Origin of the sequence: Thermocoleostomius sinensis A174, from assembly GCF_026802175.1 — a bacterium.
Classification (GTDB): domain Bacteria; phylum Cyanobacteriota; class Cyanobacteriia; order Elainellales; family Elainellaceae; genus Thermocoleostomius; species Thermocoleostomius sinensis.
On sequence record NZ_CP113797.1, the window covers coordinates 519,565 to 543,141 of the forward strand.

General features: G+C 48.8%; 15 protein-coding genes, 1 tRNA gene and 1 pseudogene. 7 read left to right on the forward strand and 10 right to left on the reverse strand.

Annotated elements, in window-relative coordinates; genetic code table 11:
* Positions 1 to 2: 2 nt before the first annotated feature.
* Positions 3 to 2,372: a hypothetical protein gene (locus tag OXH18_RS02225; protein WP_268610791.1), complete on the reverse strand. Its 2,370-nt coding sequence runs from the start codon at positions 2,370 to 2,372 to the stop codon at positions 3 to 5.
* Positions 2,373 to 2,604: 232 nt separating this feature from the next.
* Between OXH18_RS02225 and OXH18_RS02230 the strand changes: the two genes are divergently transcribed.
* Positions 2,605 to 3,108, forward strand: a complete 504-nt coding sequence (locus OXH18_RS02230; RefSeq protein WP_268610792.1) for a DNA topology modulation protein — start codon at positions 2,605 to 2,607, stop codon at positions 3,106 to 3,108.
* Positions 3,109 to 3,182: 74 nt separating this feature from the next.
* Here the strand turns inward: OXH18_RS02230 and egtD are convergent, their stop codons facing one another.
* The 4 genes and pseudogenes from egtD to OXH18_RS02250 all read right to left on the reverse strand — a co-directional run bounded on the left by egtD (position 3,183) and on the right by OXH18_RS02250 (position 7,664).
* Positions 3,183 to 4,169, reverse strand: a complete 987-nt coding sequence (egtD, locus tag OXH18_RS02235; RefSeq protein WP_268610793.1) for an L-histidine N(alpha)-methyltransferase — start codon at positions 4,167 to 4,169, stop codon at positions 3,183 to 3,185.
* Positions 4,170 to 4,258: 89 nt separating this feature from the next.
* On the reverse strand, positions 4,259 to 5,545 hold the full coding sequence (gene egtB / locus OXH18_RS02240) for an ergothioneine biosynthesis protein EgtB (RefSeq protein WP_268610794.1): 1,287 nt from the start codon (positions 5,543 to 5,545) through the stop codon (positions 4,259 to 4,261).
* A 300-nt stretch (positions 5,546 to 5,845) separates the two neighbouring features.
* Positions 5,846 to 6,636: pseudogene (locus OXH18_RS02245) on the reverse strand (IS5 family transposase).
* 389 nt (positions 6,637 to 7,025) lie between these two features.
* On the reverse strand, positions 7,026 to 7,664 hold the full coding sequence (locus OXH18_RS02250; RefSeq protein ID WP_268610795.1) for a TetR/AcrR family transcriptional regulator: 639 nt from the start codon (positions 7,662 to 7,664) through the stop codon (positions 7,026 to 7,028).
* Positions 7,665 to 8,670: 1,006 nt separating this feature from the next.
* Between OXH18_RS02250 and glgP the strand changes: the two genes are divergently transcribed.
* The 3 genes from glgP to OXH18_RS02265 all read left to right on the forward strand — a co-directional run bounded on the left by glgP (position 8,671) and on the right by OXH18_RS02265 (position 17,080).
* A complete protein-coding gene (gene glgP / locus OXH18_RS02255) occupies positions 8,671 to 13,524 on the forward strand; it encodes a glycogen/starch/alpha-glucan family phosphorylase (protein WP_268610796.1) in 4,854 nt (1,617 codons plus the stop codon).
* Between the two features lie 81 nt (positions 13,525 to 13,605).
* On the forward strand, positions 13,606 to 13,986 hold the full coding sequence (locus tag OXH18_RS02260) for a hypothetical protein (RefSeq protein WP_268610797.1): 381 nt from the start codon (positions 13,606 to 13,608) through the stop codon (positions 13,984 to 13,986).
* Positions 13,987 to 14,149: 163 nt separating this feature from the next.
* Positions 14,150 to 17,080, forward strand: a complete 2,931-nt coding sequence (locus tag OXH18_RS02265; RefSeq protein ID WP_268610798.1) for a DUF4912 domain-containing protein — start codon at positions 14,150 to 14,152, stop codon at positions 17,078 to 17,080.
* A gap of 163 nt (positions 17,081 to 17,243) precedes the next feature.
* Here the strand turns inward: OXH18_RS02265 and OXH18_RS02270 are convergent, their stop codons facing one another.
* From OXH18_RS02270 to OXH18_RS02280, 3 genes are all read right to left on the reverse strand, one after another.
* Positions 17,244 to 18,095 (reverse strand): DNA-formamidopyrimidine glycosylase, encoded by an 852-nt coding sequence (locus OXH18_RS02270; protein WP_268610799.1) that lies wholly within the window; start codon positions 18,093 to 18,095, stop codon positions 17,244 to 17,246.
* A 68-nt stretch (positions 18,096 to 18,163) separates the two neighbouring features.
* A complete protein-coding gene (locus OXH18_RS02275; RefSeq protein ID WP_268610800.1) occupies positions 18,164 to 19,057 on the reverse strand; it encodes a hypothetical protein in 894 nt (297 codons plus the stop codon).
* A 43-nt stretch (positions 19,058 to 19,100) separates the two neighbouring features.
* Positions 19,101 to 19,670: a hypothetical protein gene (locus OXH18_RS02280; RefSeq protein WP_268610801.1), complete on the reverse strand. Its 570-nt coding sequence runs from the start codon at positions 19,668 to 19,670 to the stop codon at positions 19,101 to 19,103.
* A 557-nt stretch (positions 19,671 to 20,227) separates the two neighbouring features.
* Between OXH18_RS02280 and OXH18_RS02285 the strand changes: the two genes are divergently transcribed.
* On the forward strand, positions 20,228 to 20,788 hold the full coding sequence (locus OXH18_RS02285) for a hypothetical protein (protein ID WP_268610802.1): 561 nt from the start codon (positions 20,228 to 20,230) through the stop codon (positions 20,786 to 20,788).
* A 123-nt stretch (positions 20,789 to 20,911) separates the two neighbouring features.
* Here the strand turns inward: OXH18_RS02285 and OXH18_RS02290 are convergent, their stop codons facing one another.
* Positions 20,912 to 21,688, reverse strand: coding sequence for an SDR family oxidoreductase (locus OXH18_RS02290; protein WP_268610803.1), 777 nt, complete (start codon positions 21,686 to 21,688; stop codon positions 20,912 to 20,914).
* A 138-nt stretch (positions 21,689 to 21,826) separates the two neighbouring features.
* On the opposite strand from OXH18_RS02290, the gene OXH18_RS02295 reads away from it, so the two are divergent.
* A tRNA-Leu gene (locus tag OXH18_RS02295) sits at positions 21,827 to 21,910 on the forward strand.
* Positions 21,911 to 22,276: 366 nt separating this feature from the next.
* Positions 22,277 to 22,957 carry a GAP family protein gene (locus OXH18_RS02300; RefSeq protein ID WP_268610804.1) on the forward strand — a complete coding sequence of 227 codons (681 nt, stop codon included), beginning with the start codon at positions 22,277 to 22,279 and terminating at the stop codon, positions 22,955 to 22,957.
* Positions 22,958 to 23,011: 54 nt separating this feature from the next.
* Here the strand turns inward: OXH18_RS02300 and OXH18_RS02305 are convergent, their stop codons facing one another.
* Positions 23,012 to 23,344, reverse strand: a complete 333-nt coding sequence (locus OXH18_RS02305; RefSeq protein WP_268610805.1) for a hypothetical protein — start codon at positions 23,342 to 23,344, stop codon at positions 23,012 to 23,014.
* Positions 23,345 to 23,577: the final 233 nt, after the last annotated feature.

Below are 23,577 nucleotides of genomic sequence, written 5' to 3' on the forward strand. Positions count from 1 at the left end.
AATCATTGGGACTGAAACTGTTGAGTTGCGGCTGACCAGCGCTCAATCCAATATCCTTGGACATCTCCCATGATCAAAGCCGGGCCATCTCCCAAATCAACGATCGCCTTCAGAGATGGACCCGTTGCCAAAACTCGATCGCGAAATAGAACGCGCCCTTGGTTCGACAAAATCAGCGTTTGCGGCTGCATTGCTGGACTGGTAGAAGACGATTTCATCCGGAGGGACAAAATGGCTTCTGGCTGATCATCACCTGTCAATTCCATTAGTTGCACTGACCAACCGCCAATCTGTTGCAGCAGCATTGTTGGATTGGTGGGTTCTGCTAAAAAGAGGGACTGGGCATGATGTAGTTCTTGCCACAGCATCGGTGCTAGGGTGTCTGACCAGTTTGGCTGCTGACTGAGATCAGCCACGGTGAGGCGATCGATGGGATCTATCCAAGGCATGGTGTCCAAAGTGAGCACTAGGAAGAGAGGGCTATCAGGATTGACCGGAGGTGGATCACCCGCCGCCAAGAGCACAACGTCACTACCAACGGTGCGCAATCCTTTGACCGTAACTTGGCGAAGGTGGGGTTGCATGTTGCCTGTCCAAGCCAATAGTTGCAGCGTCGGCCGGGTGTCTAGTTGCAACTGCGACCAAAGTTGAGTCACGAGGTTGGACTCTGTTCCTTCCTTGGAGACTAACTTCAACGATCGCCAGTCTGCTCCATCTTGAATGCCAATCGCTGAAATTTCATACCATCCCTGATCGGCGGCGACGGTTAACGCTTGTGTGGAATCAGGACGCATCCAATCAGATGGATTGATGCTAGGTTGCCAACGAGCAGACCCAATGAGGCGATGAACAGGATCAGACATGGCAGAACCTGACTCGATAGCAGCGGAAGTGGATGCGAGCGTCTTTGCTGTGGTACTCCGCACAGAGGGGGATAACTGTGTCGATTCCACCGTTGTCACCAGCGGATCGAGAAGAGCCAAGACGGCTGCTATGGGTCGATCGCCTTTAGTGTTAGCCTGAGCTTGTCGCCAAGCTAGGGCCGCATCGCGATCGTGCCGCAGAGCAGATAGTAAAATGCCCCAATTGAGAACGTCAGAGCCAGCCTCTTCCCGCATGGCGGCTTCTACTCGTTGCCACAATCGATCGGATGGATTTGCCAAAAGGGTAGAGATGGCGTAACCGTTGCGATGAGCATTATGCAAAACACTGAAAGCTTCTGCCCACTGCCCATCAATTAGTAGCGCCAAAATTTGCGATCGGGGGCTGTCCCATGCTTGCTGAGCTTGTTTTCGCGTGATGTTGGCGTGAAGCGACACCAAATCCAACTGCGATTGGGCCAAATCTGACCAATCGGGATCAGTTTGTTTCGCAGTTTGCAATCGGTTCAACCCGTCCGACCACAACCCATTGCGGGCTAGCAATAACCCATTGACATAGCTAGCCGACTTCAAACCAGCCGCTTTAAGGTCAATAGCTTTCACTTGAATCGGCTTACCTGGAGAACTAAGGGCTGCGAATTGATAAACCTGAAACCCTGGTTCTAATCCGATCGTTTGATTCACAAGCAACTCTGTGGGTTCTCCACCCGTCACCTGTTGCCATTGAGGAAATTGTTGAGCCGGACTTGTCCATGCCAACAGTGATTGCAGATGTCTTTGATCTGGATCATACCGAACCAGTTGCCCATACAAAACACGACTACTGCCGCGGTGCCAGTCACCGCTGAGGTGAAACCAGATGCCCGGCAAAGGAGCCTGTCCTGTAAGGGGAGTAATTGTGTGTAAGGGCAAGCGACGAGTTGAGCCAGCACTGGCAAGATTTGCATTCACCAACGGTGCGATGGCAACCAATTCTTCTGGCCCAGACACAAATAGGCGATCGATGAACTCAAACATCATCTCCTGTCCTGGCAACCGCAATGTTTCGGTTGGACGATACACTCGCAGTTCTACCATCGGGCACGCCTGAATCGATCGATCGACCGCGCGACAGGTTGCCTCGGCATACAGAGGTAACAGAAAATCGTTGAAGCCAGCCGCTTGTTTAGCAAAACCTGGGAAAGTGCTGATATGGACGGGTTGTCCTACTGTCAATCCATGCGCACTCGCCTCTGCCTGTACCTCCGAAAGCGTATGCAGATTATTTCGGGTTAGCGGTGACTGTTGCCAATCCGGCCCAAACAAATGCAGCCAACTGACTGTGCCGGGATTGACAATGAGCCGCAATCCAATCCAAATGCCTCCCAGCGTTGTCACGATCGAGCTACCCATCACGCCCCATGTCCACAGCCAAGACCAACGAGGCGATCGTCGAGGTGAATTGGTAATCAGCAGCTTAACACGCACCGGAGGTTTAGTCGCCTTCCCCATTGCTTACCACCTGCAAGATATGGCGCAGACAGCTTATTGTCCAGAAGTTTGAAAATTATCCTGGTTGCAACTATCGCTCCCAAATCATAAATGAATTTTTCTGGCGGCGGTCGCCTTTTTGCAACTCAGTTTGCAACTCCTGAAGATGTTGAGACCTGATGGAAACGATTAGACTATCTGTGTATCCCTTACTTATATCCCTCAATTCTTTTCAAACATCCTTCAAGTGTCCATGAAAAAAATTTTGGTCATTGGTTCGGGTGGGGCTGGCAAATCAACGCTATCTCGACAACTTGGAGAACGATTGAACTTACCAGTGATTCACCTAGACACTCACTATTGGAATGCGGGTTGGGAACCCACTCCACAAGACAAATGGCAGCAAACCGTAGAACATCTGATGAATCAGGATACTTGGATTATGGACGGAAATTATAGCGGCACAATGAACGCACGTCTTGAAGCCGCAGATACAGTGATTTTTCTAGATATGCCCCGGCTGCTTTGCCTATGGCGTGTGTTCAGACGACGTTGGCAGTATGCCGGCAAAACTCGTCCTGATATGGCGTCAGATTGCCCAGAACAGCTAAATTGGGAGTTTTTAAGTTGGGTGTGGACATATCCTTCACGGCGGCGATCGAGCATTCTCACCCGATTAGCCACCCTTCCCCCCGACAAAACCGTCATAATCTTGCGATCGCCCGCTGAAGTTAGGCAATTTTTGCGATCGGTGTAGAGAGGAATTGGAAGTTAGGGATCAGAGATTGAGGACATAAACACTCAATCTCTTCAATTCCCGACTCCCCCTCCCTACTTCCCACCATCAACACTCAAATAATGCACACTAAATAACTGCTCTGGATCTGTCCACACTTGATTGGGTTGTAGCCCAGCAGCCCGTGCCAAGTCTCGAAACTCCTCTAGGCTGTACTTGTAGGAATATTCCGTTCGTAGAGTTTCACCCTTCCAAAATGGAATTTCAACGTCGTCTAAATGCACTACCTGATCGATAAGGCTAACGATGTACATTTCGATGCGTCCCACCGGGTTATAGAAAGCGCGATAGGTAAATGCATCCACATTAAAATCTGTACCTAATTCACGGTTCATCCGTGTTAGTAGATTTAGAGCAAAGGCGGCCGAGATTCCTTGACGATCGTCATAGGCCGGTTCTAGGATGGTTCGATCTTTCTTTAAATCTACTCCGATCAATAATCCACCTCTAGGTCCAAGCAACTGACCCGTCTGCTTCAGAAATTCAATCGCCGCTTCGGGTTCTAAATTACCGATCGACGAACCTGGGAAAAATCCTACTTTGCGTTTTTTGTCAATCGATGGAATATTCGGAAAATCAATCGGTTGCGTGTAGTCCGTACAAACGGCAATCGTTTCCAATAATGGGTAAGCTTCCGCTAAATTCAAACAAGATTCCTGCAAGTGTTGCTTGGAAATATCCAGTGCAATATATGTTTGTAAGCGTGGTATCGCGTCTAACAGAATTCGTATCTTTTGGCTACTGCCACTGCCAAACTCAATCAACACACTGTCACTAATCAAGTCTGCTATGTCGTGAGCGTAAGTTTGTAAGATTGCCATTTCAGTCCGAGTCAAGTAATACTCATCTAAGGTACAGATTGCATCAAACAATTCTGCTCCCGATTTGTCATAGAGAAACTTCGGTGAAATGGTTTTCTGTTGTTTCATTAAACCAGTCAATGCTTCCGCTCGAAAATCATCGATTGGTGGGTGTAGATCGTACAGCTTGACGTGAGCTTTAACGTCAGTTGCTAAGGTCATAAAATCAGTCTCCGAATCAAAACAGCAACGTCATCAAAACAGTATCTTCTATTTCCTCTTCTTGTTCCTTCCTTTTCCCTACTCCAACATCACTGCGCCAAGCGAATTCCGCTGAACTGCCAACGAGCAGACGGCGGAAAGAAATTGCGATAGGTAGAACGAATATGATCGGCTGGCGTTGCGCAAGAACCGCCCCGTAGCACCATTTGATTGCACATAAATTTGCCGTTGTATTCTCCAATTGCACCTGATGCTGCCTTAAAGCCGGGATAGGGCAAGTAGGCGCTTTGCGTCCACTCCCAGACATCGCCATACAATTGATCTGGACGAGTTGATCGAGTGGCGGCGATCGGGTGAAGCTGACTGGTAGTTACACTGCTAGGGTTTAGTAAATTACCGCGAATAGGAACTTGTGCAGATGCTACTTCCCATTCAGCTTCTGTTGGCAACCGTTTTCCTGCCCATCGAGCAAACGCATCGGCTTCAAAAAAGCTGACATGACAGACTGGTTCCACTTCGTTGACAGGCTGCATTCCCATCAGCGTCATTGTCCACCACCGACCCTCAATTTGTTCCCAATAGAGGGGCGCTTGCCACTGCTCTTTTTGTACCAGCCCCCATCCTTCTGAAAGCCAGTATTCTGCTTTTTCATACCCGCCTGCTTTCATAAATTCCAGATATTCACCATTTGTGACCAAGTGAGCCGCAAGGTAATAATCCTGTAAATACACCTGGTGAGTTGGTCCTTCGTTGTCAAAAGCAAACCCGGTTCCAGCAAAGCCGATCGAGTACAATCCACCCGGATAATCTAACCACTTTTCTGATGTGCAATCGTTCCCTGAATGAGAAGACATCGACGCGATTTCACGGTAAGCAGGTCGTAGTGGATTGCAGGCAAGTACATGTTTTAGATCAGTTAGCAACAATTCCTGATGTTGTTGCTCATGATGTAATCCCAACGTGATTAAGCTTTCTACAGATTCATTCCCAGATTGATCTGCAATCAGTTGTTCCATCGCCGCATCTACATAGTGCCGATATTGGTAAACCTCTTGCACGGTAGGTCGGGACAACAACCCACGATGCGGTCGAGGATGACGCTGCCCGATCGCTTCATAGTATGAATTAAACAGGAACCCATACTGAGGATGAAAAACGTTGTAATCCTTGAGATGGGGAAGGAGCAAGAACGTTTCAAAGAACCAGGTAGTATGGGCCAGATGCCACTTGGCTGGGCTAACATCGGGCATCGTTTGAATCACATAATCTTCGATCGCCAACGGCTGACAAATCTGCTCACTGAGTTGACGTACCTGCTGATAGTGCTTTGTCAGTGATTGAGGATTAGTTTGTATCTGGGATAGAGAAGGCTTCATAATCAAAGTGTGAATGGGAGATAGGAGTTGCCCGAGCGGGTGGTGTGGAGAAATTAACAAAAAGTCAACAAATTTGTTACAAGTGAAGACTGACTAGATAGAACACAAAAGATAATACAGTGGAACCATGCTGTATCACTACAGCAGGAAATAGATAGCTGTTAAAACCGTCTTAAGGAATAGATAAAAATTTTGAATACGGCTCCTAACAACACAGATGATATACACCGTGCCGTACTATCAAGCTCAATGAATGAGGATTTGCTGAGAGGGTGTTTGAAAAGATTTGAGGTGTCAAATTTATGCCAACCGCCTCACCATAATCCGAATCATGGCAAGGTAGATCAAGGTTTCTGATGTCTCTGGTAATAATTCATAGTCTCTGACCAACCGTCTGCATCCCATTAGCCAACCAAAAGTTCGTTCTACCACCCACCTCTTTTTGAGCAAGCTAAAGCCTTTGGTTTGCTCAGGTCGCAGTACAACTTGCACAATCCAACGACAAACATCCATCACCCACATCAGAAAAGGGGCGCCATCGAACCCGCCGTCTACCCAAATGGTGATTAAGCGTGAAACCTTTTTCTTCATCCGTTTGACTCGTTTGAGGACACGTTTGCCCCCTTCGCGTTCCCCCAGGTTTGCCGCACTCACAAACACCCGCAAAACCAGTCCTAACGTATCCACCGTTAAAAATCGTTTGCGTCCTGTAATCAGCTTGCCTCCATCAAAGCCAACTTGTTGATGAACTCCTGCTGCACTCTTGATGCTTTGGCTATCGATGATCGCTTCTGATGGACTAGGATAGCGTTGCGCATCGATGCGAACCCACTGGTGCAACTGGTCATGAATGGAATCCAGGTGCCGTCCAATCGCCAGTTGCGGAAGTACGTGTACACCGTCTGCCAGGCTGGGAAATCACCAGGTAAAGAACGCCAACGACAGCCTTCAACCAGAACATAGAGCATGGCATTGAGCACCTCCCACAGGTCAACGCTGCGAGGACGACCACCTGGCTTTGCTGCTGGAATTAATTCACTCAAAACCTCATATTGGGCGCGGGTTAGGTTACTGGGATATGCTTTACTCATCTGACTCACTCAGGGCTGTAGATATTTGCTATTCGCAGCCTACACTGAGTGAGCTTTTTTACGACCTTCCTGGCTTCTCAAACACCCTCTGAGAGTTCAGCGAAGAATTCCAGAAAATAGGATTGAAAGTGGATGGAGAATGGTAAGTCTTCCCACATCCGTCCGTTCGTTAAGGATGTTTATGCAGAACTATGGGGTCATTCAGCTTGCTCTTTGCCTGTGAAAAGCTCACGGATTATGGAATGGAAATCTTGCTCATCTAGCCCTGGATAGACACGATCTACTGTTCGTCCATCTTCCGGTTCACCTTGTGTCTGGACGTGAACGAATAGAATGTTTACCCATCAGAAACTGGGCAGACTCATGCAACGTCAGTTAGCGAATCGATTTTACTCTCGCTGCATAGAAACAGATTTTCGATCGAGACAATCATCGCAGTTTTTTTGGTGAGCAATCCCCTCTAATAAGGAATCAATGAGTTCTTCAAGATAATTTGGGTGTTCTAGCACATCACTGGTAGAAAAAGCCATTTTCTCCATTAGCACGTGATTTGTTAACGTCCCAAGCAAGATCCGAGCCGGAACTTCAGGATTGCCTGCTCGAATTCGACCCAATTTCATTTCCTCATCGAAGAAGTCTGTCAACGCTTTTAAATCTCGTGCCAGAGGGGGTTCATCAAGCCCAACTAAAGCCGGGGACAACAATCCTTTGGAGCGCGCCATGATAATCCTGGGCACAAATTCCCGTAAGCATTCAATCACTTGCTGTGAGAGCGCAATCAAATTTTGCTTCAAATCTCCCTGTCCAATGAGAGCGTTGAGGGTTTTAACCCACTGAGGTGAACTTGCCTCGCTCATGGCTGCGAAAAACAACTTTTCCTTGGTGGAAAATCGTTTAAAAATCGAGCCTTCCGATACACCAGCACGACGAGCTATTTCGACCGTGGAAGCCCCAAACCCCTCTGCAAGAAACACTTCTCGAGCCGCTTCTAGAATTTGCTTATCTGTGATAATTCGCGATCGCCCCATGATAGTATATAGCCTGTAACACACTGCAATACAATTACTTTGCAATCTTGTCAATACAACCTATGTGGGCAGTTTACCCACCTCAAATTTAGACTCAGACACAATGAAACATTAGAACTAGAGGCTATCTGTAACATGGTCGTCTAGTTGAACTTGTGGATGGTAAACATTCTGCAATTATGCAGCACGCTATATATAGCGCAAGCCATTCATAATTTCCCCACCTCGCCCCAATACCCTGACACCAACGCCAATCGAACGCTCACGAGGAAATCTCTTGGTTCAAAACAGGCAACCGATCAACTATCCTTGTGGAAGGAAAGGAGTGCCTTCTGTATCCATATATTACTTTGTAACCCCTAAAACCCACCATTTCTAGATCGATTTACGACTTCTTTGAACAATATTCATCAAGAAGGTGGGATCAAATCCGTAGGATTTTAAAAACTTGGTAGCAAGTAATCGGCTAGCTCGATGTCGTTCAACCTAATTTACTGAGGCTCTAACCGAAGTTTTGCGCAAGTTAATAGTGAATCCGTGTAACATCTAATACATAAAGCTGATGGCAGAAAAATAATAAAACTTTGCAAATACTACACAATCAAATTTGTGAATTTGTGCGGTTGGTTAAACACAGGGCATTTGGAGCTTGAACTAAGCTTCTGAGGACTGTGTTTTTTAAGGCATAGTCCCTCTCCAAAGCTTGGAAGCGGGAGTTAGGACGAGGGCGCAAAGGTAACTTGCACACTCAATTGGGGAGCAGGATTAGAAACGTTGCCCATCACGTTACGTTTTTTTATCTTTGTCTTCAGACTGCACTATATCGTGTTTACACCGTCATGACTGGTTAAGAAGCAGTTGCTAATTTTCAAGAAATCGGCGAAATGTATAGGACAGGACTTCCTTTAACCGGATCTTTTTGGGAGGATTCGTGACAAAAGTTTGCATAGCGATTGCATTGGGCGACTCCATCAGGTCCTGACGTTGATTTAGCCAATCCTGTCTTATGTTTGATCAGAAAGTGCCTGTTTTGCGGAAACTTGTGTTGCTAGTTGCACTCGTTTCCCTACCTGCATCTACCTTGTTATTGCCATCTACAACCATGGCACTCGCTCAGTCCGATCGCGTGTCTCTGGTGCTGTCCGTTGATCGGGTGAATGATGCGAATAGTGGAGTCGTGCAAATTGATGGCTCTAGCAGCATGACAGCGATTAATCAATGGCTAAAGCAGCGCTATGAAGCTGATTTTCCCGGTATTGAGGTTGAGGTTGCCGCGCATGGAACGGACGCAGCCATCAAGGCACTATTAGATGGAGAGATTGATTTAGCGGCAATCGGGCGACCGCTGACCCCAGAGGAAAAAGCTGAGGGACTGGTCGAAATTCCTATCAGCCGAGAACAGATTGCGATTCTTGTCAGCCAATCCAATCCCTTTAAGGGCAGTTTAACCCTCGATCAACTCAGCAAAATCTTTCAGGGTGAAATTGTCAATTGGGCAGAGGTCGGTGGCCCCGATGCACCCATTCGGATTATCGATCGTCCCCAAACAAGTGATACACGCCGGGCTTTTGAAGACTATTTTGAAGACTATGGTGGGTTGAAAGCAGGGGGGTTGAAAGCAGAGCGGACTCCTTCCAGACGCACGCACATGCCTCTAGAAACGGATGACACCGCTGAGATGATTCAGGCGTTAGGAACTGATGGAATTGGCTATGCCCTTGTTGACCAGGTTCGGGGCGTTGCGGGTGTCCGACTGGTTCCCATTGCTATTTTGCAAGATGTGTTGCCAGACAGTTCGCTGTACCCCTACACCTTTTCCCGCGGCTATGCCTACAAAACCGAGCTAGCTCCAGCCCTTCAATCGTTTCTGGGTTTTGCAACGACTAATCCAGGACAAGCAGCGATCGAGACGGCAAAAAACACTGAAGCCACAGCCCTGATAACAGCCTTGGCGGCGGCCACCCTCGCCCAAACATTGCCCCAAGCCACTCCAACTACCACGTCTGCCTCCGAAGCGGCGATTGAATCAACGATCGAGTCAACGATTGAATCAACAGACGCAACATCACCTGAGGTGGAGGATCAGGTTGCAGATAGGATAGCCGCCCAACCGGAAGCCGCAGAACCACTCGCCGATCGCGTTGCTCCATTAGCTGTTTCGTCAAAAGACGAGGCAACTGAAGTAACCCAGACAACAAATACTCGCTTACAAGCAACTCGGTTAGAACCAACTGCGCAGGATACGGAAGAAACATTAGAAACATCGGCTCCATCGCTTCAGCCCCTAGCCGAAGAATCTAAGGTAGTAATTGGTCAAGCCATGGCAGAAACTCCAGCAGTAAGTTCGGCTGAAAAGCCAGCCATGCAGGTGATTAAACCGATTCCAACCGGACGAGTACTACCACCGGGATTGAGCCAACCGAATAACCCGCAGGGTTTTGATACGCCTGCTTCGCCGATCGTCGTAGAGAAGCCCGTACAGCTTGAGACTGATACCCCTGCCACAGGTAGCCCTAAACCAAAGCGGATTGTAGAGCGCTTAGATGATCAAGCCGATCTCGATGAAATTCGACCCGCAGAACCGCCAGTCCTACCACCCGTTCAGACTACCACGCCAGACGCGCCGATCGCTCAACCCACTGAGCCAGTAGTAGCACCTACCGCAGAGTCACCGCGCCGACGGACTGGGTGGTGGTTGCTGTTACCGCTAACGCTGGTTGTGTTATTGATTCGATGGCTGCAAGGTAAAAATAAACCCGCTGCTCCCGCCGCTCCGAATCCCACCCATCCCCCATCTCCGCCTCGACCTACCGCTTCAGAGGTTCCAGCCGAGGTTCCAGAGATTGTCACTGCCGAATCTTCTGCTACAACGATCGCCGAAGCTCCGGTAGAAGTGCCGATAGCCCCCCCTGCGGAAGTGGTGTCTTCGTCAGCAGAAGTGCCCCTAGCGGAACCACCAGTCGCAGCCCCCCAATCAGATGCCGCGATGATCGACGCAACTATGGATGCAGCCGACGCGACGGTAGAAACTCCTGGCGTCGAAACACCTGAAACGCTACCGTCGGAACCACTGGTGGTCGAAATGCCGCTAGAAGCTCCAGCCGTGCCTCTGCCAGACCCAATCGTGTCAGATGTTGCAGCGGCAGACTCCATAGACGCAGAATTTATTGAAGCCGAAATCATAGAACCGCAACCCCCAGTTTCGGCAACATCGGATGAAGCGATTGAATCGGTGACGGATACGAAACCGGACACTGGGACTGGCTTTTCTGCGCCTGACCCTTCTGCCGAAACCTTCGAGCAACTCGCAGATCCTTCAATTCGACAGGTGGAACCGATCGTCCTGGAAGCTCCCATCGTTGGCAGGGCTGACACAAACCCTACTGTCAATGCACAGCCAATTCTCAGTTCATCGATTGCCGATACCACCGCAGACAGCGTGATGACGCCTGTACCGCGTGATGACTCGGAACCGACAGTGGAAACGTTTAAGCGCACATTTCAAGATTACTTGCGTAGCTATTGTGGACAATCTTTAGAAACGGCAACGGTGCAAGATTGTTACATGGCTTTGTCCTATGTTGTGCGCGATCGGATGATGAAGCTCAATCGCCCAGAGGTTTACTTGCAGCAGCCAGATGTCCGGATTGTGGGTGAGATTGCCGCTGAATTTATGCCCGGTCCACATTTGGCCAACAATTTGTTGAACTTGGGCTATTTAGAACCAGTGCAGCAGGCAATGCGCGAGTTGAACATTGACCTGAATGCGCTATGTGAACAGGAAGAAGAGCCAGGACTCGGTAAAGGCGGACTTGGGCGCTTGATGGTGTGCTATCTCGATTCGCTCTCTACTGCCAATGTTCCGGCGATCGGCTATGGCATTCGCTATGAGTTCGGTATTTTTGATCAAGTCATTCAAGACGGTTGGCAAGTCGAAGTTCCCGATAGTTGGTTACGCAACGGCAACCCGTGGGAGCTAGAAGTTCCCGAGGGCATGGTTGAGGTCAAGTTTGGGGGAGAAACCCAAGCATATCTTGATGAGCACGGGCAATATCGGGTGCGATGGATTCCGAACGAGGTGATCACAGGCATTCCCTATGATACACCCATTCCGGGCTATCGCTCCTACACCATCAATCCTCTGCGACTATGGAAAGCGGATTCTGGTGATCTTTGCAAAGTGCTCTACCCGGTAGATGTGGAAGTTCAAGGCAAAGCTTTACGTTTAAAGCAGCAATTCTTCCTAGTTTCTTGTGCGCTACAGGATGTGTTGCGACTGCATCGACTCGGAGGCGGCTCTTTTGACACCTTGCATCAGCGGTTTGCGCTACAACTCAATGATACTGATCCAACACTGGCGGTGGCGGAATTAATGCGCTTGCTGGTAGATGAAGGTGGATTGGCATGGGATATTGCTTGGGATGTGACTCAGAAGACGTTAGCCTATACAAATCACAGCCTCATGCCAGAAACCTTGGACGATCGATGGACTGTGAAGGTCTTTGCGCATTTTCTTCCTCGACATTTGGAAATTATCTTTGAAATCAATCGTCGTTTCTTAGATGAAGTACGCGCCAAGTATCCGGATGATCTCGATCGCATTCAGCGAGTATCACTTATTGATGAAACTGGAGAGCGCTATATTCGCACCACTTATCTTGCCTGTGTTGGCAGCCATGCAATTAACGGAGTATCTAAGCTACATACTCAGCTTCTGGAGCAAACGATTCTACACGACTTCTACGATCTCTACCCAGAAAAATTCAGCAACAAGACAAATGGTGTGACGCCGCGCCGATTTCTGCAATTAATTAATCCACGATTGGCTTATCTAATCACTAGCGAAATTGGCGACAATTGGATTACCGATCTAGATGAATTGCAAAAGCTAGAAGGATTTGTAGATGATCCTCAGTTTCGCAATGAGTGGCAGCAGGTTAAACACGCTTGTAAATCTGATTTAGCAGATTATATTCAGCAGCAAACCGGAATTCAAGTCGATCCAATGTCACTGTTTGATGTACACACGATGCGGCTGCATGAATACATGCGAAAGCACTTGCAAGTGCTGCACATTCTGACGCTGTACAATCGGATTAGAGCAAATCCAGAGCTTGACCTGACACCTCGCACCTTCATCTTTGCGGGCAAAGCTGCTCCCGATTATTTCACGGCAAAGTTGATTATTAAACTAATTCATGCGGTTGCCGATTTGGTGAATCATGATCCAGATGTTCGCGATCGACTGAAGGTTGTCTTCTTGCCAGACTATAATCTCAAAACAGCCCAACGCATTTACCCGGCGGCTGATCTGGCAGAATACATTTCCACCGCAGGCACAGAAGCTTGCAGTACTGGTAATATGATATTTGCCATGAATGGAGCCGTTATTATTGGAACGCTGGATGGCTCCAACATTGAACTTCGGGATGTAGTTGGTGCAGAGAACTTCTTCTGGTTTGGTTTAACCCTCCAAGAAGCAGCCAATCTGCGACATCAGGGATATACCCCGATCGACTACTATCACACGAACCCTGACCTCAACGCTGCGATTGACCTGATTGCCTCGGGTGCCCTTGCTAATGGGGACACTGACCTCTTCCAACCGCTCGTCAATCTGCTGTTATACAGCGATGAATACCTGTTGCTAGCAGATTATCAGTCCTACATCGACTGCCAAACGCGAGTGAGTCGGATCTATCAAACTCCGGAGCACTGGTTGCGACGGTCGATTCTCAATACCGCGCGAATTGGACCTTTTTCGTCCGATCGAGCCGTTCGAGAATATTGCCAGACGATTTGGAATATTCAACCCATCTCGAAAAAGTTGCGGGAATATACAAAACCCCAAGCTGGCTGACTGAGCACATTTCGCTCCAAACTAAAAACCAATCGACATTCAATCAATCAACAGCGAGGTGACACAATGGAAGGCTGCATCGTGACAGATTTAAAGGTTCATAGCAAGCGCAACTGCTTTTTCCTAGATCCTGAGATGATGCGACGCATTCAGCAGGAAACGGCGGTGACAGCACGGCTTGACCCTGGAACCAATATCATCAAGATTCGCAGTGGTGCGTTTAACTATCGTCATGGTTCTGGAATAACAGGTGAACCGATCGTGCTGCTGTGGATTTATGGCGGCAAGGTGATGAACAAAAAGACGAATGTGGAAGTGGGGGCAACTTGGTCTACCTTGAACGGATATGACGATGCCCTGACGCTCGAGGTCTCAGAGCCTGCAACGCTGTGCGCTTTCTTCTTCGACACGTACCTTGAAGACAACGATGGTGAAGTATTGCTATCGGTGGTGCGAATTTAGTCGATCAAATTCATTCAATCAGCATCCACTCATTCAGATACTCCATAATTGCACGATTGCAGAAGTAAGCAGGCAAAGGACTAGGCCTTTTCACTGGTTACTTCGCCGATCGTTCATTATGAGTTCACTTTTATGAGTCAGCCCCAATCATAAGCGGTTCATAATGATGATGTACCCTAAAAAAGCATTCGTTAAATTTTCGGCTGTCTTGCTGGCGCTCACAGCCACTCCTCAGCTTTTGATCACTGTGTTGGATACAGAAGCGGTTCATGCTCAGTCTTCTAGCCCTGCGCCTGCCTCGTTTCCCTTACCGGAATCACTACCTGCTGATGCCACGCTTCGAGTCGATGGATCAAGCAGTATGACTGTAATTAACGAAGCTCTGAAACGACGATTTGAAGAACGATTTGCAGACGCTAACGTTGAACTTGCGGCCAGTGGAACCCAACCAGCCCTTGAGGCACTGTTGAATGGCGATATCAACCTGGCGGCGATCGGTCGTGCTCTTACGAATGATGAGAAAGCACAAGGACTGATTGAAGTGCCAGTTAGTCGCGAAAAGATCGCCGTTATTGTGGGACCAGATAATCCGTTCAATGGCGATATCACCTTTGAACAATTTGCCCGCATTTTTCGCGGCGAAATTACCGATTGGTCTGAGCTTGGTGGCGAACCGGGCCCGATTCGTTTTGTCGATCGTCCTGAATCGAGCGACACGCGCCAATCCTTCAGTCAGTATGACGTGTTTGAACAAGCCCCGTTTGTCACTGGTCCGAATGCCGTTCAGGTGGCAGACGATGACACGGCAGCGGTAATCAACGAACTGGGTAGTGATGGAATTGGCTATGCCATTGCGGATCAGGTGCTCGATCGCAATGATGTGAAAATTGTGTCAATGCACCAAACGTTGCCGGATGATCCCCGCTATCCCTTCTCACAGCCACGGGGCTATGTGTATCGCGAAACCCCTGATCCGGTCGCCCAAGCCTTTCTGGGATTTGCCACCTCTGCTCCTGGACAGGAAGCAGTCGCCGAAGCCAGAGAAGCCGAAGCAGCGGCTGTAGATGCTGGCGTGGCGTCTCCAAGTCCCGTGGAATCACCAGCGGCAGTTGCCCCCGCTGCCCCAGTGGAACCTGCCGAAACCGAAACGGCTCAAGCTCCAGTTGCGACAGAAACCCGCGATCGGGGTGGATCAGGCTGGCTGTGGCTACTGCCCTTATTGCTGTTGGGTGGCTTATTGTGGTGGCTACTGGGTCGTCGTCCCGCCGAAACGGCTCCTGTCGCGGCAACTGGGGCAGTGGTGCCACCTCCCCCCCTCGACGACGAGAGCCGAATTATTTTAACGCCTCGCGATTGCCGCAATGCCTATGCCTATTGGGAAGTGCCCGAGCGCCACAAAGCGCGTTTACGGGAACAAGGGGGACGCAACTTGTCGCTGCGCCTGTATGATGTCACAGATATTGATCTCGATCGCCAGCCACCCCACAGTATGAAACAGTTCGACTGTAGGGAATCGGAACCAGATTTACATGTGCCGATTCCGGTAGACAACCGGGATTATCTGGCAGAACTGGGCTACATGACCGATGACGGCAAGTGGTTAAGTCTAGTTCGATCGCGGCATGTGCGCGTACCTGCTTGCGTTGCTCCTGCCCCTGCCCCCAAAGTCGGAGGAGCCGCCTTGGCTGGAGGAGCGGCTGCCCTCGGAGGAGCCGCCTTGGCTGCGGCAAACCGATCAACCCCGACTCCTGCTTCTGTGGTTACGCCAGTTTCGACAGAAGGTAGCCGCATCGTGCTGACGCCGCGTAGCTCTCGTGATGCCTATGCCTATTGGGAAATGCCAGATGCACTCAAGGCTGACTTGGCTCGTCCTGGTGGTCCCGATCTGAAGCTGCGCATTTATGATGTCACCGATATTGACTTTGACAAACAGCCCGCCCACGGTTTTCAAGAGTATGATTGCCATGATCGAGACACCGACCGCCATGTGCCCATTCCGGCGGCCGATCGCGATTACCTAGCTGAAATTGGTTATCCTAGTGCAAACGGCTGGGTGAAAATTGCCCGTTCCAACGCAGTACGAGTTCCATCGGAAATTGCCGGCAACAATGGTAATCCGATCGGGGCCGCTTTAGCTGGAGGAGCCGCAGCCGTTACCGGTCTGGCTGCCGCGACTGTGTTGCGAGACAAAACTCCCGATAAACCAGCCGAACCACCTGCGATTCAAGCCCCTACTAGCCGGATTGTGCTGAGTCCTCGCAGCGGTAAAGAGATTGTAGCCGCCTGGGATACACCCGAATCCCATAAGTCCCTGCTGAAGCAACAGGGTGGGCGCGATCTGAAGTTGCGGATCTATGATGTCACCGACATTAACCTCGACGAGCACCACGCTCACAGCGTTCAACAATACGACTGTGATGATCAGACCACCGAAATTACCCTGCCCGTTTCACTGACCGATCGCGATTACATTGCCGAAATTGGCTATGTTACTAGTGATGGGCGGTGGTTGAAGTTGGCGCGATCGGAGTCCATTCGAGTTCCAGCCGCAGTACCCAGTACTGAATCTGCCACCAGCATTCCCACTGCCATTGGAGCAACGGCTGCAACCCTTGGCACGGTAGCCGCCATTGGCACTCCGGTAGAGCCTGTGGCGGAGCGTCCAGCAACAAATCTACCAAGCCAGTTGCCACGTTGCTCGATTCAAAACCTAGTTGTGCACAGCCAGCGCAACTGTTATTTGCTCAACGACGATCGAATGCGGCAGATCCAGGAGCGCGTTTCTGCAACTAAAACCTTGGAACCGGGTTCTTATATCGTTCGTATTAAGGACGGGACATTTGGCTATGACGCGAGGGGGATCGGCCAAGCCGATGAGCCATTGGTAGTGCTATGGATTCAAGGCGGTAAGGTCATCAACAAGCAAACAGATGTACCAGTGACTGCTACTTGGTCTACGTTGAATGGTTATGCAGACCTCCTCAACCTAGATGTTTTGGAAACAACTACACTGCACGCTCTATTTTTTGACACTTACTTGGACGACAACGAAGGTGAACTCACTCTGTCGATCGTGAAGTTGCCGTCGCTGTAAGAGTTTTTACCTGAATTTGTTCATTTTTAACTTCTTGTTCATCGTTGAACAGATACTAGACATAAGCCAGGAGAGAGGTGATTTTGCCTTTCTCCTCTTTTTTATTTTTTTTATTTCAGATCTTGTTTCAGAGTCATTGACTCCTGACCCCAACCCATCCGAGCTACTGTTGGCAAACCGGACAAAAATGTGCCGATCGCCCAGCCATCTTGATCCGCATAATTTTTGTTTTACAGATCCGGCATGCCAACCCTTCTCGATCGTAAACCCAGGCAAGCCCGGCATAGTTTCCATTCACTCCCGCCACATCTCGATAATCGCTGAAGGTGGTTCCCCTAGCCTCAATTGCCGTTTGCAACACTTGAACGATCGCTGCATGTAATCGTCTCATCTGCGCTAAATTCAGCGCTGCGCACGGGGTCTCTGGTTTAATTCCGCTGAGAAACAGTGCTTCGTCTGCATAAATATTGCCAATGCCTGCCACAATGGTTTGATCCAGCAGTGCGTTCTTAATTGGACGGTGGCGATCGCGCAATTTTCCAGCCAAATAGTCAACAGAAAACTCTGGCGAAAACGGCTCTGGACCTAAGTGTGTCAGTCCTGACATGATGGCTTCTGGAGCATGATTAGGCGGCACAAACCACATTTGCCCAAACGTACGCTGATCCACGAATCGTAGTTCTTGCAGTTGAGGAAAGATCAACCGCACACGACAGTGTTTTTGCAACGGGGTTGTGTTCGGCAGCCATAGCAGTTGTCCCGTCATCCGCAGATGCACCCCTAACCATCCCGCTTTCTGGTGTCCCTCTTGTTCAACTAGCTCTGCCAACAGATACTTGCCCCGCCGATGCCATTGGATCACGGTTTTACCAATAAGATTCTCTAGGAACGCCGAGGGGGGAGAGGGAAACGCAATAGTGCGATTGAGCAAGATCTCACCACTCACAATCGGCTGATGCAGAGTGACTTGATTTAAGCCGCGTCGCACCGTTTCAACTTCTGGTAATTCGGGCACAGTCAACACCAGGCGACAAAACGCCCTTCAAATTTTTATCTTTCTAGCATAGAGTCCGTTACTCCACGTCAGCCAAAAGGCTGTTCTACAGAGACCGTGGCTGCCGGAGACGGACTGGTCGTTGTCGTTGTCGCTTGCCCCACCGTTGTCGTCACTTCAATCCCAAATTGCTCAAAGACAACAATAGGTTCCGGGATTAGGGCATCAATCCGCCGCACAATCACCTGCCCATTCGCTAAGCTTTGCCCTTCCCGGACATACCGACTAGTCGGCTCATTTGGGGCATTGACGATCGCATAGGGAACGTTGCCAATTTGCACCACTCCTAGAACTTCGACGGCTCGGGCAAGGGTTGGTTGGGGCGGCAAGGGAGCTACAGCCGTCGGCGTGCGCGGAACTAAATTGGGAATCGGAGCTAGCCCACCTGAGCTATGACTCGTTCCATTGGTTGCTGTGGATTGTCCACCATTAGTCGATCGAGTCGCGGGTGCACTGGACACAGTCCCAGATCCAGGCGAAGTTCCCGATGGAGCCGTTGCAGTGGGCTGGGTTGCGGTAGAGGGCGTGTTCGTGGGAGAAATTTCAATTTGAACCGATGGGGTAGTAGGAACCAGTGAGAAGGGATCTGTCCGCTCTGTTTGAATGGCTTGCACCCGCTGATCTGGGTTAGTAGAAGGAATCAAATCTAAATTACTGGGCAACCGAGTCACTCGAGTTTCATCAGGTAAGGGGGCATTTAAAGGGGCATCAGGCGGTAATGCCTCAGCCGCAGGAGACTCAACCGTGGTATCACCTGGTGCCTCATCGCTGGCGGTGACATTAATCTCAGCAGATTCGTCTTCAGGAGAGGGGTCACCTTGCCCAACTAGAGAATCGCATCCACTCACTGGCAACGCCGCTATTGCCATCATTGCTGTGATTGCAACCCAACGCATTCCTCCACCCCCATGCCGTAACTGCATACAACTCCAGAATAGTGCAATTTTTTTTCTCTATGCCAAGCTGTCATTGCGATCGAGGCAGTGAGAAGGGAAACGTCGCCACTGGGTTCTGTTCGTCCACTGTGCCTGTTAGGGTTTCGGTATTCCCTTGAACCAGCAATGTTAAGTTAAACGGAATGGGGCCGCTACCTGCACAGCGCTGAAATAAATTCACTGCGATTGTGTACTGACCTTGCGGGGCTTGCGATGGTGGCCAAAAGATATTTTCAATGGGACTTGAGGTTGGCTCGATACAGTTTGCATTGGCATCAACATCGAGTTGCCCACCTGAACCAATCGATCGATTAAAGTACGTGACCGTATCACCGCTTGGATCAGTCACCGCGAGGTCTAAATCATCGGTCGTTGTCCACCGTAATGTAACCTGAATATCGCCGGTTCCTAACTCCGGCGAGTTTTCTGAAGACACCACCTGAGTTGGGGATGGGCAAATCTCTCCCAAATCGACCAATACTCCGTCAAAGTCAATTAAAAAACAGCCTTGATACTCCTGAGAATGGACAGGTGTGCTGCTTCGACCTAGAAGCAACAGAATTGTAGGAAGCAAGAGACTAGTTCGCAGAAGCTTTGACATGACGGCAAGGCCTAACTTAAGAGTTCTGGTAAACGAGGTGGCGGTAAAAGTAGTATCGAGGGGTATTGAGTAAGGATTGAGCCATCAACAGGCTACCTGAGATAGAATTCCCACATTTTGGGGAGAACGATCGAATCATTATGCTCAGGCTTGAAATTAATCCATGACCCAAACCTTCAAAGATAAAGTTTCTTGATCCATCTATCTAAAACTATAGTATGCTTGTAAGTTTTCTATCAATGTTGAGAAAAATTGGACAGCAACTCTTTACCGTCTAGAAATCTCCCCGTGAATTCAATACGAATGCAGCAAAGACAGTGCTCTTACCTAGCAACTGAGCTAGAGATTTTTTAAGAAAATAAGATTTTCCTCGCTCAAAGGCTAAAATAGTAGAAACAATTCACTTTCAACAAGGAAATTTAAGGCGCTGTTGCTTATCGTGCGGTGATTTGCTTGGTGAATTACTAGGATCGATCACTAGCATTTTCAGGATGGGTGAGCTATCGTTTTGAGGATTATTAAGCACTAAAATCGTGGCTTTCGAGGAGTCGATTAGGATGAATGATTCCACTTGCTCAAAATCTTTCAGTTGGAAAACCTGCGCTTCGCGTTGTTGGTTGTTGATTAGTAGTGCTGTGCTTAGCATGGGGCTGGGATTGGCAACGGCATCTACAGCATCGGCACAAGCCGCCTATGGCAGTTACATCGGTGTGGGTGGCTCGATTGGTGTATCGGGAAGTGATTCAGGAGATGATGTCAGCGGAGGTGGTGTAATTGCTGTGCGATATCGCTTTTTAAGAGCGCCAATTTCCTTAAGAGGTCAGGTGCTCATTAGTGATTCAACCGCATTTGTGCCAACAATTTCCTACGACATTCCATTAAGCTGGCAAACAGATGCTTATCTTGGAGTTGGTGCGGCTATTCAAGATAGTAATACCAGTTCTTCTCCGGTTGGTAACCAAACGGCCTTTGTGCTGCAACCAGGAATTGATCATGTCTTTCCCGACAGCAATGTGGTTTTGTTTGGTAACGCCATTATTGCTTTTGATGCCTACAAGAATAGCAACGATACTGCCGCTGCCATTCAAGCAGGGGTGGGGGTAAATTTCGGTCGTTAGTATTTTGGATTAACGAGTATTAACGCTTTAATTTAACCTAATGTTCCGATCGCTAGAGGGGCTGTCATTTTCAAGTGTTTAGAGTGCTGAAGCAGGCTAATTCATGGTTGGCTCATGACAAAGTTAGACCGATCGGCGGTGAACCATAGTGGCAGCAGCTTGGTCTGTAGCCAGAACGACGATTTCACTAACGTTGACGTGCGGCGGGCGGGTTGTACAAAATACAACGACTTCTGCAATGTCATCTGCGGTGAGCGGTGTCGTGCTTTCGTAGACCCGTTTGGCCCGTTCTGTATCACCGTGGAAGCGCACTTGGCTGAATTCAGTTTCGACAATGCCCGGATCAATTTCGCTAACCCGAACGGGGGTTCCTAACAAATCCATCTTTAACCCTGCCGATAGAGTACGAACTGCTGCTTTGGTAGCACAATAAACGGCTCCACCGGGATAGGCTTGATGACCGGCGATCGAACCGATGTTAATAATGTGTCCACGTCCGCGATCGACCATGCCCGGCACGAGCAACCGAGTCATGTACAGCAGTCCTTTGATGTTGGTGTCAATCATCTCTTCCCAGTCTTGAACGCTGCCTTGATGTACCTTGTCTAGCCCTCGGCTGAGTCCAGCATTGTTGATAAGGATATCAACCGCTTGCCATGGTTCAGGCAATGCTTTTAGAACACCTTCCACTTGCGATCGATCGCAAACATCCAGTTGAAGTGGGTAAATTTGGGTCTTAAATTCTTGCTCAAGGGTTTGAGCCAGTTGCTGGAGGCGATCGAACCGTCGAGCCGTTAGGACCAGCTTAGCCCCTGTTTGGGCAAAGGCTCTGGCACAGGCGGCTCCAATACCACTGCTGGCGCCCGTCACTAAAACAATTTGATCTTGAATTGAAACCATGTTGGAAATCTTTAAACGATGCTCAACTTAAGCTAGACGCTCGCTCAAGAAGAAATTTAACTTGTTTTGACATAAACCATCCTGAATAAGGATATAATTGTTGTCCGGTTCTCTGCAAATCGGGAGTCTATCAAATACGGGGGCGTGGCGGAATGGTAGACGCTGCGGACTTAAAATCCGTTGACTGTATAAGTCGTGAGAGTTCAAGTCTCTCCGCCCCCATTGCGAAATAGTCGCTGGACTTACTTGATTTATAGAGATCAAGCAACTTAGACGATTCAACGGATTCCAGCAGCCCTCCTTCAAGTTGACCAGCTTGAAGAGCAACGTTGATGTATGAGAGGGCATAATGATCCTTAAATCGGTTGGAATTAATGAGTGATGACCAACGCCCCGAGTGAATCACGGCTCGATCGAATGGAAGCCACTCTCGAAACATTGGCAGTGGAGTTACGAGAAACTCGTCAACTGACTGAATCTAATTGAAAACTTTAGCTTCATATTGAACACTTTAGTTTGGTTATCCTTCAGAATTAAAAGGCACAAGATTCAAGCCACTTACTTCTGCTTAGATTAAAGATTATTTTTATGAATTCTATATTTATTTCGCTTCTACCGTATATTATTGGTAGTGCGGCCGTGCCATTGCAAATCATCATTGAACTGTTGCTACTGAAAAGTCCCGATCGAGGGCTGCTCAAGGCAATTAACTATGTGGCAGGCATGACGGTCACACGGCTATTACAGGGGTTGGTTTTTGGCTTAGTTTTTGCGGAGTCAGTGGCGTTGGCAGACAGCAGCGAGGGGAAAAATCCAATTATTTCAACGTTGCTTCTAGTGCTAGGCATTCTTTTGTTGGTTGCCGCTTACAAAAAGTGGCAAAAGCAGACAGATCCTGATGATCCGCCTCCCAAATGGTTGACTATGCTTGACAGTGCAACCCCCTCCACAGCATTTAAAATTGGATTCACATTACCCTTAATTGGAGTGAAATTGTGGGTGTTTACCCTCAGCGCTCTGGCTACGATCGCGGCAGCACAATTAGGACAGCCATCTAGCACAATTGCATTTCTCTATTTTATTTTGCTTGCTGAAGCCCTATTATTATTACCAATTTTATTCCGTATCCTGCTGCCCACTCAGTCAGAAATCATTCTTTCAAACCTCTCAGATTGGTTAACTGACAACCAACGCCCGATTACAATTACTGTTTCCTTAATCTTTGGTTTATTGTTCCTACAGTCTGGTCTAAGGGGTCTACTTGCCTGAGAATAAAAGCTCTCCTCTTAGTAGCAGGGCTAGGTTAATAGGCAGATTGGCAATTTATAACCCACCAAGGCGAAGACCTAAAGCAACTAAACCAACTAGCCCAAGCAACCCGAGCGATCGACGAAAATAGTTGACTCCTTCAAACAGTTCCTGCCAAGCCCATGTAAACAACACACCAAACGCCACTAGCTGAAGTCCTAGCTGAAGGTTGCCATCAGGAGACACCCATTGCAGCAACGTTGCCGCAACCCCAACCAAAATAGGGAGATTAGGTGGTTGAACAATCACGATGTTACCTGCGCTATCGCGAAATATACGATCGAACATCGTGGGTTGCTGCGCTTCCGTTTTTTCTAAATCGTGATCGTGATCGAGTGAAGATGACATCTGTCTTACCCCAATGCTACTGGGCCTACATGGTAATGCTGACTCTTGAGGCAATACCTGTACCGGACGTTAGATTCCAAGTAGACAAAGTCCAACAAAGTTGGTAAGACCGTTACCTCAGATAAATTGGTTAGAACAATCGGCCGCCTTGTATGGGGCAGCGAAGTATACTGTAGGGGCAGATATCTTACGCAGGCTGATTGAAACCAGGAATCTGCGCGGTGGAGCACGTG